Raw genomic sequence first — 14,021 nt, forward strand, 5'->3', positions numbered from 1 at the left:
GCGGTGTCTGATTGGTGTTTTCTTGCCCTGAGTAGGTAGGACGTTGGACCTCCTGGACATGGCGCGGAAGAGGCTGTCATATTTCCACTAATTTTCAGGAGTGCAAAATTGCCGGGGGGGGGGTGGGTTAGGTGGACCTAATACCTGTCTGGTCTGGAAAAATAATACCTGTCTTATTTCAAACTTCAACCATTCAAGCAGGGCGCCCCAGGAAGAGGGAAATGTAACAAAAAAGTAGGCTCTAGAAGTTCAAAACCTGTCTGGCTACCCTGAAGGTGTCACTCTAAAACCTTTGCGAGAATTCCCAGAATACTCGGCCCATCGCAGGGCCCTCTGGGGTTTCTCGCGTGTACCCAAGAGGAACACCATGACAACCCCAAAACACACCGCTAAGCGCAATGCCGCGCTCATCACCACAGCCGCAGTCGTCTCTGGTGGTCTTATTTTCCTTCCCCAAGCCGCTGAAGCATCAGATCTACCTGTAGCCCTCAGCTCCAATGGCGCCCGCATGAGTATCGCTGAACTCAACCAGCAGATTTCCTGGGCCAACTTCAAGCCCGCCGCTGGCCAGGGCCAGGTCGGCGTCTGGAACTACGGCACCGGCAACGCCTTCCAGGTCGGCTCCGTCTACACCCACGAAATGATGTACGCAGGTGACGTCGTCCGTATCACCGCCGAAGTCGTGGAACTCAAGCCCTACCAGGACGACGACGTCAACTGGAACCGCGAGAAGAACACAGAAGCCCGGGTCGTAGCCCAGAACGACAGCGGAACCTGGTCCCACCTGACCCAGGCCGGTATCCCCATGCTCAATGAGGACGGCAGTCAGGCCCTGGGTAACCTGGGCTCCGATACCAACGGCGGTAATATCGGTATCACCTTCAACGTCACCGCCGTCCGTATCCTCTCTGACGGCAGCGAAGTTCCTGTCCGCCCCTCCATCATCGTGGCTGACGGTGAGATGGCCGGTGACTCAGAGTTCCAGGCCTACTCCACCACCGGTACCGCCTGGGACCTCCTTGCTGAGGCCAAGCGGAAAGAATCCTACCCCTCCTTCCGGGACTACCCGGATCCGCTGACTGCAGCCCACTTCACCGCCAATAATCGTACCTACAACATCAACGACTGGAAGCTCAACCCCAACGACCCCAACCGCGGCATCGGTACTAGCCTGGTTGGCCCCTTGATGACCAACGGTGACGAGGCAGCCGGTGCTGTCAACGGTTCTGTACCCATCGTTGAAACCACCGGCACCTCAACCCAGGGCATGAACGTCTCCATCTTCGTGAACTCCCCTGGCCAGCAGCAGGTCCGTCTGGGCTTCGTCCTCTTCGATCAGGGAGATGCCCCTGAATCCTACGGATCAGCCAAGCACCTCATCGCCGATAATCCCCTAATCCCCAACTACCAGAACCCCAAGATTGGTCGCGTTGGGCCCGACTTCCGCGCTGAAGACGGCGCTGCCGTCGAATGGAAGAGCGACGACATGTACGACGCCGGCGACGAAGGCATTGCCGACTTTACCGCCGCTGGTAACACCGACGAAGACCTCGCCTTCTACTTTGCCTCGAGCACCCGCTTCGAGTACCAAATGATGGCCTCCCGCTCCAATGACCCCGCCAAGAGCTCCTACCTGCGCTCCTGGGTCGATACCAACAATGACGGCACCTTCGAGGTAGGTGAAGCCTCCGAACCTGTCCGCGTTGACACCTACACTGCTGAAGGCCAAGCCGGTACCATGCACACCCTGGCCTTCAACAACCCCCACCAGATTGTTGATACCTCCCTCAACTACGTCGGCGTCCGTGCCCGTATCGCTGATAACTTCGCAGATATCCAGCACCCCACCGGCTTCGCTTCCTCCGGTGAAGTTGAGGACTTCATGGTGCGCGTCATCCACCCGCCGCGCGGTACCCAGCAGTTCACCGAAACTCCCCAGAACACCCCGGTAACCTCCACCCCGATCGGCTTCAACGCCTACGGCAACCTCAAGGACGACTTCAGCGTCGCCAACGCCCTCCTCGGCACCAGCGAATACAAGATCGTTGGCCCCGACGGAACCCTCTACGGGGTAGGGGAGACCTACACCCTGGCAGGTGAAGGCAGCTACGTCCTCAACGCGGACGGCACCGTCACCTTCACCCCCGAACCCCAGTTCGTCGGTACCGCCAAGGGCGTCGCTATCCGCGCCTACGATGAAAACGGCAACGACACCGGTTGGACCTCCAACACCACCCTCAACGGGCTCGAAAACGTCAACGACATCCGGGTCAACGGCGCCCGCACCATGGACGCTATCTTCGTCCCCACCGTTGTAGGAGCCAAGCCCAGCGCGACCGTAGACTCCAACCTCGACCGTCAGGGTGCTCCCCAGACCTCCGAAATTGTCTACACCCCGGGCTCCGAATTCGCACCCCTGGACTTCTCCACCACCACCTTCGTTGACGGCGATGGCAACCCCATCTCAGGCACCACCATCCCCGCCATGAAGGACGGGGTCCAGGTCGGCACCTACACCCTGGACCCGGCAACCGGCCAGGTCACCTTCCAGCCCAACCCCGACTTCGTCGGCTCACCTGACCCCGCCCGCGTCCGCATCAGCGACCGCAACGGCGAACACGCCACCGGCATCTTCGCCCCCCACGTCTTCCCTGTAGCACCTGCGGCAGACGGCAAGGAAACCGGCGACCTCCAGGGCCGTGACCAGAGCGCAACCCCCACCTTCACCGAGAGCGACGGCAAGCCCATCGTTCCCAGTGCAAGCAACCCCGTGCGCTTCATCGATCCTGCCACCGGCCAGCCCACCGACGAAACCACCATCCCTGCCACCGATGAAACCGGCAAGCAGATTGGTACCTACACCGTCGATCCCCTGACCGGCAAGATCACCTTCACCCCCAATAAGGACTTCACCGGAACCCCGGTGCCCGCCACCGTCACCGTCAAGGACAAGTACGGTGTGCCCGTTACCGCCACCTACACCCCGACCGTCTTCACTGTCACCCCCTTTGCCGCTGACGACGTCACCACCGGCCTCCAGGGACGGGAACAGACCAGCCGTCTGGACTTCCAGCCCGGTCACGAAGAAGTCCCCCTGGACTTCTCCACCACCACCTTCGTTGACGGCGATGGCAACCCCATCTCAGGTACCACCATCCCCGCCATGAAGGACGGTGTCCAGGTCGGCACCTACACCCTGGATCCGGCAACCGGCCAGGTCACCTTCAAGCCCAACCCGGACTTTGTTGGCTCACCTGACCCCGCCCGCGTCCAGATCAAGGACATCAACGGCACCCCCGCCACCGCCGTCTACACCCCCAGCGTCACTGAGGTCACCGGCGACGTCCTCGTCACCTACAAAGACACCACCGACCAGGAGATTCCCGGCCTGCCTCCCGTCACCGACACCAAGGACAAGCGGGTCGGCACCGACTACGACACCACCGACCACAAGCCAGCTGAATTCACTGCGGTCGACGGCAGCCGCTACGTCCTCGTCCCCTCCCTCACCGAAGGCGACGAAAAGGGCACCGTAGCAGAAGGTGAAACCACCGTCACCTACGTCTACCAGAAGGTCGGCAACTGGATCCCCAACATCCCGGGCCAGCCCGTCGAAAAGATCCCCTTCCCCTTCGACCCCGAGAACCCGGGCGACCCCATCGTCCCCGGTGACGGCGTAACCATCCCCTATGTCCCCGGTCTCACCCCGGTTGACCCCGAGGATCCCACCAAGCCCCTGACCCCGGTTGACCGCGAGGACCCCAAGAAGGGATACATCCCGCCGACCCCCAGCACCCCCGGTGAAGACATCAACATCACCTATGTACCCAACGCTAGCGGTAGCGTTACCGTCAAGTACCAGGACGTTGACGACAAGGAAATCTCCGTTTCCGTCACCGACACCGAGGCCGGCACCAAGGTTGGCGTAGAGTACGACACCACCGACCACAAGCCCACCGAAATCGTCACCGAGGACGGTAGTCGCTACGTTCTCGTCCCCTCCCTCACCAAGGGTGACGAAAAGGGCAAGGTCACCGAAGGCAACACCGAAGTCATCTACGTCTACCAGAAGGTGGCTAACTGGGTCCCCATGCTTCCCGGCGTCCCCGTCGATGAGCTTCCCAAGATCCCCTTCCCCTTCGACCCTGCCAACCCGGACCAGCCGGTAACCCCGACCCCGGACCAGACCATTCCCCACGTCCCAGGCTTCGTTCCGGTTGACCCCAGGGATAAGACCCCGCTGAATCCGGTTGATCCTAACGATCCCACCAAGGGCTACGTCCCGCCGACCCCCAGCACCCCCGGTGAGGAACTCCTCATCCCCTACCAGCCTGTGATTCCGGCAGCAACCGGTAGTGTCATCGTCAACTACGTCAGCACCGGCGGCGACACCATCAAGGCTCCCGTCACGGACACTGCTGGCGCAGCGGTAGGCACCGAGTACACCACCACTGACAACAAGCCCGAAACCATCATGCTGTCCGATGGCACCCGCTACGTGCTCATCCCCGGCGAGACCAAGGGCGCAGAAACAGGCCTGGTAACTGAGGGAACCACCGAAGTCACCTACGTCTACGCAAAGGTCGGCTACTGGGAACCCAAGATCCCCGGCGTCCCCGTCGAGAATCTGCCCAAGATCCCCTACCCCTTCGACCCTGCCAACCCGGATCAGCCGGTAACCCCGACCCCGGATACCGTCATCCCCTACGTCCCCGGTTACACCCCGGTTGACCCCGAGGATCCCACCAAGCCCCTGACCCCGGTTGACCGCGAGGACCCCAAGAAGGGTTACATCCCGCCGACCCCCAGCACCCCTGGCGTCAACACCCCGATTCCCTACGTCCCTGTAGTGGAAGAGACCCCAGCGCCCGAGGCTAAGGTTGGCAGCGTCGTGGTTCGCTTCACCGACACCGAGGGCAACGCCATCAAGGACCCTGCCTACCTGGTCACCGACTCACCCGTCGGCGGTAGCTACGACACCACCGGCACCAAGGCCGCAGAAATCATCGCAGCCGACGGTAGCCGCTACGTCCTGGTACCTTCTAAGACCATCGGCACCGAAAAGGGTGAAGTCACCGAAGGCACCACCGAGGTCACCTACGTCTACCAGAAGGTAGGCAACTGGGTACCCAAGCTGCCCGGCGTCCCCGACGAGGATCTGCCCAAGATCCCCTACCCCTTCGACCCTGCCAACCCGGATCAGCCGGTAACCCCGACCCCGGATACCGTCATCCCCTACGTCCCCGGTTACACCCCGGTTGATCCTCAGGACCCGACCAAGCCCCTGACCCCGGTTGACCCCGAGGATCCCACCAAGGGCTACGTCCCGCCGACCCCCAGCACCCCCGGTGAAGAACTGGTCATTGACTACGTCAAGGACGCCGATAAGGTCGGTAGCGTCATCGTCAAGTACCAGGACAAGGACGGAAACGCCATCCCCGGCCTCAACCAGGTCACTGACACCCGCGACGCAGTCGTCGGCACTGACTACTCCACCGAGGACCACAAGGTCACCGAAGTAACTACCGCCGACGGTAGCCGCTACGTCCTCATCGCCGTGGAGGGCACCGAAAAGGGCCAGGTCGTTGAGGGTGAAACCACAGTCACCTACATCTACCAGAAGGTTGGCCACTGGATTCCGCAGCTCCCCGGCGTCCCCGTCGAGAACCTGCCCAAGATCCCCTTCCCCTTCGACCCTGAAAACCCGGATCAGCCCTCTGTTCCTGGTGAGGGAGATGTGGTGCCCTACGTTCCCGGCTTCATCCCGGTCGACCCGGTCACAGGTGAACCCCTGCAGCCGGTTGATCCTAACGATCCCGAGAAGGGCTACGTCCCGCCGACCCCCGCTAACCCCGGTGACGACCTGGTCATTCCCTACAAGCCCGTAGAGAATAAGCCGGTTGACCCGACCGACCCGGCTGACCCCGGCGTCCCCAACCAGCCGATTACTCCGGCCCCCGGTGACGGTCAGCCTGGTACTCCCGGTGACGGCCAGCCTGGTGCCGGTCAGCCCGGTGACGGCCAGCCTGGTACCCCCGGTGATGGCCAGCCCGGCACCCCCGGTGACGGACAGCCTGGTAACCCCGGTGACGGACAGCCTGGTACCCCCGGCGCCGGCCAGGACAAGGGCAGCGGCACCCCCGGTGGTGCAGGCGATACCGGTAAGACCGGTGGTAACGCTGGTGGTTCTACCGGTGGTAACACCAGCGGCACCGGCCAGGGTAAGAGCTCTGCCCCTGCAGGTAAGTCATCCAGCGGAGGCAACCTTGCAAATACCGGTGCTCAGGTAGGCACAGCTGCCGGCCTTGGTGCCCTGCTGCTGGGACTCGGCGCAGCCCTGACCCGCCGCAACCGCCGTAAGGACTCATAAGGCAAAGCGCTAAGAGTCTGAATATGAACCATTAGGTTCCTTCACAATGTACTCAGCCCCCTTGGGGGCAAACGGTGGGAGGGGCAGAGCCTGCCCCTCCCACCGCCTTAGCTACGCAAGGCCCCTCCTCTCAACCAGGTTGAGAGGAGGGGCCTTGCGTATGGTCCGCTCTGACGCAGTGCGAGGGTGAAGCTAAAGCGCCCGATCGATTGCCTCCAGCAGCCGCTGGCGCAACTCAACCGACCGGGCAGCAAAGGCCCGCTGCTGGCGGGCGTACTCAAGTTTCCCCCCAGGCGTCTCAATCTTGACCGGCTCGTAGCCCCAATCCCGCAAATCGTAAGGGGCTGCCCTCATATCCAGCTCCCGAACCTCCCAGGCCAACTCAAAACAGTCCATAACCAGGTGTGAGGGCACCAGCGGCAGGAGCTTATAGGCCCACTTATAAATATCCATATTGGCGTGCAGGCACCCCGGCTGCTCCAAGTTGCGCTGCTGCTCCCGCGTCGGCTGCAGCTCATTTAGGGGCGCCGCCTGCGGCATAAAGAAACGGAAAGCATCAAAATGGGTGCAGTGAATCTTGTGGCCCTCCACCACCCGGTCGGTACCTTCAGCCCCCAACCGTAAATCAAGGTAATCATGGCGGATGTTATTCTCCACCGACTTATACGCCATCGCCCACTCGTGCAACCCGAAACAGCCGAAATTACCCGGCTTAGCAGCCGTATTACCCAGAATAATGCGGGCAAAATCAATGGCGGACGCGCGGGCTTCGGCAAACTTTTCGGTATCGACCAGGACGCTGGTGCCTGCCTCCGCCGTTGCGGCGGCTTCGGCTGGGGGTAGGCCTGCCTCTTCTAGTTCTTGTCGGGTAGCTGGCCGGTAGAACTTCCAGCCTGCCCGCTCACCGGCGTCCTGCAAGATCACCCCGGCCCCCGGGTGCCAGCGCATAAACTGACCGGGTTTGAGGGTGTAGTAGGTGAAGAGGAAGTCTTCAACGGGATGGGCCTCGCCCCGTTCGCGTCGGGCTGCGAAGGGTAGGGCGTAGCGGCCAGCTCGGTTTTCGTGGGCGGACGCCAGCGCCCGCCACTCGTCAGAGGCAAGGAGGGTAAGGGGCATGAGGTCTATTCTAGTGGGCAAAAACCAGGCCCCGGGTCAGCAGCGCTACACTGCCAACCCGGGGCCAGCCCGTCCTTACCGGACGAAACAAAAACCTACAACCTAACGGCCAGTACCACCATAAACAGTAGCCTCACCCTCAGCGTCCAAGCCGAAAGCAGTATGGACTGCGCGAACAGCCTCATCCAGCTTCTCAATATCGGTAATCACCGAAATACGGATCTCAGAAGTAGAAATCATCTCAATGTTGATACCGGCAGTGCTCAAAGCATCAAAGAACTTGAAGGAAACACCAGGGTTAGACTTCATGCCCGCACCCACCAGCGACAGCTTGCCAATCTGCTCGTTGTACTCCACAGACTCAAAGCCCAGCTCAGCCTTCTGTGCCTCAAGAGCAGCCAGAGCCGCAGCACCCTGCTCCTGGGGAAGAGTGAAGGAGATATCGGTGACGTCAGGACGGTCGGTTGAGACGTTCTGAACAATCATGTCCAGGTTCACGTTAGTCTCATTCAGAATGCCAAAGACCTTAGCGGCAGAACCCGGAACATCGGGAACACCAATAATAGTGACCTTAGCCTGGCTACGGTCGTGGGCAACGCCCGAGACGAGGGGCTGTTCCAAGGGGATCTCCTTCAAATTAGTTTCCATACCCTCATTGTCCGGGATAACGAGGGTGCCTTCAAGCTGTGAGAACGAAGAGCGAACATGCAGCTTCAAGTTGAAGCGGCGGGCATACTCAACAGAACGCAGGTGCAGAATCTTTGCGCCGTTAGCAGCCATCTCCAGCATTTCTTCGCTGGTAACAGTGTCAAGCTTGTGGGCGGTAGGGACGATACGGGGATCAGCGGTGAACACGCCGTCAACGTCAGAATAAATCTCACACACATCAGCATTCAGGGCAGCAGCCAGGGCGACGGCGGTGGTGTCGGAGCCGCCCCGGCCCAGGGTGGTGATGTCCCGGGTCTGACGGTTCATGCCCTGGAAGCCAGCAACCACAGCAACATAACCCTCATCAAGGGCAGTGCGGATACGCTCAGGGTTGACCTCGACCAGGCGGGCGGAGCCGTGGACGCCGTCGGTAATCATGCCGGCCTGGGAACCAGTGAAGGACTGGGCGCGTCCGCCCATGCTGTTAATAGCCAGGGCCAGTACGGCCATGGAAATTCGCTCGCCGGCGCTCAACAACATATCGAGTTCACGCGAGGGGCCGGCATTGGGGGTTACTTCAGCCGCAAGGTCGAGCAACTCATCGGTGGTGTCACCCATCGCTGAGACAACAACGACGACCTCGTTGCCAGCCTTCTGCGTGTCCACAATACGGCGGGCAACGCGCTTGATACCCTCGGCGTCAGATACCGAGGATCCGCCGAACTTTTGGACAATCAGGCTCATTTGGTTTTCTCCAGTACAAAGTATGGTGTGGGGCCGGCGAGTAACCGGCTCACCACCTATGGTATGGCCCGGCGCCTAAGATGAACTATTTTTGCTCACATGACGGGAATATAACGTGTGTGACGGAAAATTACAGACCCGGTTAGGGAAACTCCAAGGAACTGGAGAAGACCCCTCCGGCCTCCACAAGCTGGTAGGCTCCTCGGGGCAGCTCACCATGTTTGGGGACGCAGCGGGCTGAGGCTCAAAGGGTAGATACCCGAGAAGCCCCCGGCCGGGGGGTAACGGGCTTAGGTCCAAGGATTCACATAGGTTTTGCCCGGAATCGGCGGAATCTCCGGGGCCACTGTTCGTAAGGGGGTCTTTTTGAGTTCTTCCAACTTAGCTTGGTAGGCCTCGCGGCGCTCACCGTCCTGGGCGGACGCCGGGGCGGGGACGTACGCACCCTCTTCAGCCTCGAAGGCGGCAGCAGCGGCCCGCTCAGCTATCTCTTCGGGGGAAAGCTCACCGGGGACTTTCTCAAGTTCCTGCTCCAAGAGGGCCTCGTTCAAATCACCCTGTTCCGCCTCACCGGGGCCAGACTGGGAACCCTTCTGGGGGGTACCGTGGGGGGTACCAGCTTCAAGGTCATCGAACATTGAACCCGACCAGCGGGCCCGAGGGGCCTTCGCCGCCTCAGCCTGGGCGGCCTGCTCAGCCTTTGCCTGGTTTTCTTCTTCGACAGCGGCCTCAAAATCCTCAACCGGGTTAGCCGTCTCGGTGCGGTTGCCTTCGCTAATAATCCGGCGACCCTCTAGGGCCCGGCCCAGGGTGATTTCATCGGCATATTCAAGGTCGCCACCCACCGGCAGGCCGGAGGCCAGGCGGGATACCCGAATACCGATGGGCACCAGCAGGCGGGAGAGATAGGTGGCGGTAGCTTCACCCTCAAGGTTGGGATCCATAGCCAGAATCAGCTCGGTAATCCGTTCATCAGACAGGCGGGCTACCAGCTCACGAATCCGGAGCTGCTCGGGGCCGATACCGGCCATAGGGTTAATGGACCCGCCCAGCACATGGTAGCGGCCACTGAAGGAGCGGGTGCGCTCAACGGCGACCACGTCCTTGGACTCCTCAACCACGCAGAGCATGCTGGGGTCCCGCTGCTCGTCCCGGCAGATAGCGCAGAGCTTGGTTTCAGAGACATTGCCGCAGATATCGCAGAAGCTGACGGTCTTTTTGACGCGGGAAATTGCGTCGGTCAGCTTGGCCATCTCTGAGGCATCTGCGTTCAGGATATAGAAGGCGATACGCTGCGCCGACTTGGGGCCCACCCCGGGTAGGCGGCCCAGCTCGTCAATCAAATTCTGGACGGCACTCTCGTACACACAAACTCCTAGTCATCGACCCTGCGGCCGTAAACAATCAGTAACAGAAGAGGTTAACCGGGCCAGGGGCCGGGCCCCTGCACGGGTGCTTAGCCCTGGTGGAGGGGTTGTTCGTCAATGACCTTGCCGCCGAGGATTTTCTCCACCGCCTTTTGGCCGATCAGCACAGCCGTTTCGAGGGCTGCATCGTCGTCACTGGGGGCAAAGTCTTCCGCAACATCAGGTGCAGCTGGTGGGGCCTTAGATTCCTGCACGGCCCTCTGGCCTGCAGCAATCTGCGCGGCGTGACGCTCCCGGAAGGAGAGCTTGCCACCGCGGTCTTCTGCTGGACTGCGGCCTCCAGCGTGGGCTGGGGCGGCGGGTGCTTCAGGGGCCAGGGTTTCGGCGGCGGGGGCTTCGGGAGCCGCTGTCTCAGGGGCAGGGGCAGGGGCGGGGGCGGGTGCTGCAGGTGCCTGTTCCTCGGGCTGGACGTACCCAACCCCGGCCACGTATTCGGGTTCTTCTGCGGGGGCGTCGTCAAAGTATCCGCCCTCGTAGTCGGCGTATTCTTCTGCAACCGGACGGGCCTGACTCGGCTGGGCCTGGAACTGGGCAGGTTCTCCGGGCTCAGAAGCCTGGGGGACGGGGGCTACTCCGCGCTCGACCTGCTCTTGTGCTGGGCCTTGGAGTGCTGGTTCCGGGGCTGGGGTGAACTGCCCGGCCACGGCCTGGGATTGGGCTTCAAGGTCAGTGACGGGCTGGCCACCTGCCGGGAGCCCGGGAGTAAAACTCGGGGCTACTGAGGGGCTTGCGGCCTGGGCCGCAAGGGGAGCTGAGCCTGCAGGCTGGGTGTGCTCTGGCTGGGTGTGCTGGAGAGAATGCGAAGGGGCGACAGGCTGGGCAGGTGCTGCCGGCTGGGCAGGTGCTGCCGGCTGGGCAGGAGCTACCGGCCGGGGTGCTTCACTCGGCTGGGCTGCTTCTTCTGTATCAGGGGCGGGCTCGTCGCTGGGAATAGGGGCAACAGACCAGGAGGTGACGGGGTTATTCCAGTCATCTGGACTCCAGGCCGGGGGTTCGCTGGTACGGGGCTGGCCGTGGGTTGCCCAGGCCTGCTCGCCGCCGCGCGGCCCGTCAGCAACTGGAGCGGGCTCCTGCTGGGAGGCAGGGGCATGGGGGGAGAACTCGGCCTGTGGGGTAACAGGGGGCTGGGTAGGTCTTGGGGCCTGCGGAGCCAGGGGCGCTTGATGAGGCGCCTGGGCGGATACCTGGGCAGGTGCCTGGGCGGGTACCTGGGCCTGCGACACTCTAGGAGCCTGGCTAGCCGGGGCAGGCTGGAGGGGGGCCTGGCCTACAGGGGCAGGCTCGGTGAGAGCCGGAGCTTTACCCTGCGGGCCCTGAGGTTTTCCCACAACGGGTGAGCCCCCCTGGCCGTGGGAGGAGCCGGGCTGCTTAATCTCTCCTCGTAGATTTACCTGCAGGCCGAGCACCTGGTTGAGGGCCTGCTGCAGGAGGGGCAGATGACTCTTGACGTTTTTGAGCACGGCAAGGTCGGCGCGGAGGAAGAGCGCTCCCTCTTCAAACTTTGACGGTTCACAGAGGGCAAACTGGGCCCGGGCGTAGGGGGAGGGCAGCTGGGCAATAATGTCTGCCCAGGAGTTGCGCACCAAATCAACGGTATTTTCACCGGGCACGCCCTGGGGTGCTTGCTGGGGGACGCCCTGGGGTGCTTGCTGGGGGACGCCCTGGGGTGCGGACGGGGGCGCAACAGGAGTCTGGGAAATTGGCGCTGGTGCCGGGGCTAGGGGCGCTCCTGCTAGGGGTGCTCCTGCCAGGGGAGCGGCCCCCTGGGCTGCAACCTGCTGCCGGGCGCGGGCAAGGGGGCTGGGAGCGTCCTGCCCTGCCTGAGTAGGAGCCGCTGAAATCTTCCGCGAAGTCTCCTGCCCAGCTGACACCTGCCCCGAAGCGACCTGGCGCTCCAGGCGGTCAAGACGGGCAGTAAGGCTACCCAGACCACCGTCGCCAGCAGCCAAAAGGATACGGGCGCACAAGAGCTCAAGGTGCAACTGCGGGTTCATGGCCCCGCTCATCTCGTTCAGGGCTGCGTTGGTGACGTCAGCGGCCCGCGAAAGCTCAGCCGATCCCAGTTTCTCGGCCTGGGCGCGCATACGGTCGAGCTGGTCAGCAGCTAGCCCGCGCAGGATCGACCCGGCGGTATCTGGAACTGCCTTGACCATAATGAGGTCGCGGAAACGTTCGAGCAGGTCTTCCACAAACCGGCGGGGATCCTGGCCGGTCTGAATCACCTTGTCAACCGATGCAAAGACCTCGGCGGCAGAACCAGAGGCGAAGGCATCAACGACCTCGTCCAGAAGCTCGCCGTGGGTAAAGCCCAACAGGGCAACCGCCAGGTCATAGGAGATGCCCTGCTCATCAGAGGCACCGGCCATGAGCTGGTCAAGAATGGAAAGGGAGTCACGCACCGACCCGCCACCGGCCCGAACCACCAGCGGTAGCACGCCGTCGGCTACCTTAACGCCCTCTTCATCACAGAGCTTGGCCAGGTAGGCCCCCAGGGTCTGCGGGGGAACCAGTCGGAAGGGGTAGTGGTGGGTACGGGACCGAATGGTGCCCAGCACCTTGTTGGGCTCGGTGGTCGCAAAAATGAACTTAATGTGCGCCGGGGGCTCTTCTACGATCTTGAGCAGGGCGTTGAAGCCCTCGCGGGTGACCATGTGGGCCTCGTCGATAATAAAAATCTTGTAGCGGTCGCGCACCGGCGCAAAGGTGGCACGTTCCCGCAGGTCACGGGCATGATCCACGCCGCCGTGGGAGGCGGCGTCCATCTCAATCACATCGAGGGAGCCACCGCCGTCACGGGAAAGATCCTGACAGGACTCACATTCGCCACAGGGGGTAGGCGTAGGGCCCTGGGCACAGTTGAGGCAACGCGCCAAAATACGCGCGGAGGTGGTCTTGCCACAGCCACGCGGGCCCGAGAAGAGGTAGGCGTGATTGACCCGGTTCTTTTCAAGAGCAGTCATCAGAGGCTCAGTGACGTGCTCCTGCCCAATGACGTCAGCAAAAGACTCAGGGCGGTAGCGGCGGTACAGTGCAGTGCTCACAAGAAACCTTCGGTAGGACGGCAGGGTCACGCACAGGGGACCCGGAGGGCTGGTTAACAGTCTAGTGGGGGTGCCTGACGTTTTAAGCGTCCCCCGCTCTCAGCAGAAGCCCCGGCGGCGGGTTCGGGGCAAATGTGCCGGAAAACTTCAAATGTTCCGGCAAAGCCCACACATATGATGGCCAGCGGAACATGTTCCGCTGGTGCCAGGGTTGGGCACCTGCCAGCGGGCATAAAAAGACCCCTCACGCACCCGTCAGAGCCCAGATACCCTTGCTGCCTTCCGGCCCTGGGGGAGTTTTCCAAGATGACGCCACGTAAGGGGCTCCAACAACTGTACCCTAAGCCGTCTTAAAAAACAAAGGTGCAGCGGAGAGTTTTTCCAAGGGTTTTATGACCCCCCGGGTTCTGTTGGCGCGGACGGCCTGCCCCCGCCCGCACTCCGATTTGCGCGAACCCCTGAGTGTAGGGTATGCTCGTATCTGTTCGCTTTCGTGAAGCTATGTATATAGCTAAGCAACAGCCTGGAGGATTCGCCTAGCGGCCTATGGCGCACGCCTGGAACGCGTGTTGGGTTCACGCCCTCGGGGGTTCAAATCCCCCATCCTCCGCTGAAGCCGGTTTCATCGCCCACTTGATGAAACCGGCTTTTTCTTTGCCCAGAAGCAGGTATTCC

The 14,021-nt window shown here is 62.0% G+C and carries 5 protein-coding genes, 1 tRNA gene and 1 other RNA gene; 2 read left to right on the forward strand and 5 right to left on the reverse strand.

Annotated elements, in window-relative coordinates:
• Positions 1 to 367 precede the first annotated feature (367 nt).
• A complete protein-coding gene (locus ACMXX3_RS06360; protein WP_421083905.1) occupies positions 368 to 6,370 on the forward strand; it encodes a MucBP domain-containing protein in 6,003 nt (2,000 codons plus the stop codon).
• A 192-nt stretch (positions 6,371 to 6,562) separates the two neighbouring features.
• Here the strand turns inward: ACMXX3_RS06360 and ACMXX3_RS06365 are convergent, their stop codons facing one another.
• The 5 genes from ACMXX3_RS06365 to ffs form a co-directional block, all read right to left on the reverse strand.
• Positions 6,563 to 7,486 carry a 3-methyladenine DNA glycosylase gene (locus ACMXX3_RS06365; RefSeq protein ID WP_421083906.1) on the reverse strand — a complete coding sequence of 308 codons (924 nt, stop codon included), beginning with the start codon at positions 7,484 to 7,486 and terminating at the stop codon, positions 6,563 to 6,565.
• Positions 7,487 to 7,588: 102 nt separating this feature from the next.
• Entirely contained in the window at positions 7,589 to 8,878 is a 1,290-nt protein-coding gene (locus tag ACMXX3_RS06370) for an aspartate kinase (RefSeq protein WP_237188974.1), read from the reverse strand.
• A 290-nt stretch (positions 8,879 to 9,168) separates the two neighbouring features.
• The gene (gene recR / locus ACMXX3_RS06375) at positions 9,169 to 10,245 is read right to left on the reverse strand and encodes a recombination mediator RecR (protein ID WP_421083907.1); all 1,077 of its coding nucleotides are present in this window, start codon (positions 10,243 to 10,245) and stop codon (positions 9,169 to 9,171) included.
• 89 nt (positions 10,246 to 10,334) lie between these two features.
• The gene (locus ACMXX3_RS06380) at positions 10,335 to 13,346 is read right to left on the reverse strand and encodes a DNA polymerase III subunit gamma and tau (protein ID WP_421083908.1); all 3,012 of its coding nucleotides are present in this window, start codon (positions 13,344 to 13,346) and stop codon (positions 10,335 to 10,337) included.
• Between the two features lie 232 nt (positions 13,347 to 13,578).
• Positions 13,579 to 13,675: signal recognition particle sRNA small type (ffs, locus tag ACMXX3_RS06385), an RNA gene on the reverse strand.
• A gap of 196 nt (positions 13,676 to 13,871) precedes the next feature.
• Between ffs and ACMXX3_RS06390 the strand changes: the two genes are divergently transcribed.
• Positions 13,872 to 13,956, forward strand: a tRNA-Ser gene (locus ACMXX3_RS06390).
• The last annotated feature ends 65 nt before the right edge of the window (positions 13,957 to 14,021 follow it).

Source organism: Rothia nasimurium (assembly GCF_049068285.1).
Taxonomy (GTDB): Bacteria; Actinomycetota; Actinomycetes; order Actinomycetales; family Micrococcaceae; genus Rothia; species Rothia nasimurium_I.

Excerpts from the sequence above, each read along its gene's own strand:
- ACMXX3_RS06370 (WP_237188974.1), bottom strand. The coding sequence starts at position 8,878 with ATGAGCCTGATTGTCCAAAAGTTCGGCGGATCCTCGGTATCTGACGCC.
- ACMXX3_RS06360 (WP_421083905.1), top strand. The coding sequence starts at position 368 with ATGACAACCCCAAAACACACCGCTAAGCGCAATGCCGCGCTCATCACC.
- ACMXX3_RS06365 (WP_421083906.1), bottom strand. The coding sequence starts at position 7,486 with ATGCCCCTTACCCTCCTTGCCTCTGACGAGTGGCGGGCGCTGGCGTCC.